The sequence below is a fragment of the Cupriavidus sp. AU9028 genome (assembly GCF_019795295.1).
GTDB lineage: Bacteria > Pseudomonadota > Gammaproteobacteria > Burkholderiales > Burkholderiaceae > Cupriavidus.
The window spans coordinates 1-842 of record NZ_JAIMCG010000041.1; the positions used below are offsets into that span (position 1 = coordinate 1).

At 72.3% G+C, this 842-nt stretch carries 1 protein-coding gene; it reads right to left on the reverse strand.

What is annotated here, in order from left to right:
* Nucleotides 1-842: AMP-binding protein (locus K6V06_RS20580; RefSeq protein ID WP_222245985.1), on the reverse strand; the 842-nt coding region annotated here is incomplete at both ends.

Below are 842 nucleotides of genomic sequence, written 5' to 3' on the forward strand. Positions count from 1 at the left end.
GCCAGCGCCCGGCATGCCTGCGCGAACACGGCGCGCGGCATCGCCTCGCCGCCGAACGAGTACAGCGACACGTCGGGGCGCTGGCCGCTTTGCTCGCACCACTCGGCCAGCTGGCGCAGATAGGCCGGCGGAAAGCCCGCGTTGGTGATGCGCTGCTCGATCAGCGCGGCGCAGGTCTGCTCGGGCGTCCACAGCGCATCGTCGCGCAGCACCAGCGCGCCGCCGCAGGCCAGCGCGCACAGCCAGCGCTCATGCGCGCCGTCGAAGGCGAACGAGAGGAAGTGCAGCTCGCGCGAGTGCGGCCCCATCTCGTAGGCTTCGATGGTGGCGGCCACATGCATGGCCAGCGGGCCGTGCGGCACGCAGACGCCCTTGGGGCGGCCGGTGGAGCCGGAGGTGTAGATCAGGTAAGCCAGCTGATCGGGATGCACCTGTTGCTCGGGCAGCGGTTCCAGATCGGCGGCGACCGCATCGAGCGTCAGCACCGGCAGCGAGGCTGGCGCGGGCAACGTATCGAGCAGCGCCGTCTCGGTGAGCAGCAGCCCGATGGCGCTGTCCTCGAACAGGTAGGCCAGCCGATCCTTCGGATAGGCCGGGTCGAAGGGCACGAAAGCGGCGCCGCTGCGCAGGGTGGCCAGCAGTGCGACGATCAGCTCGGGCGAGCGCGACAGTGCGATGCCGACGCGGTGCTCGGCGCCGATGCCGCGCGCGTGCAGCACGGCGGCGAGGCGATCGGCGCGCGCCAGCAGCTCGCCGTAGCACAGCGTCTGCCCGCCGCAGACCACCGCGAGGGCGTCGGGATGCAGGGCGGCATGCGCGGCGATGCGCGCGTGCACCGGTTG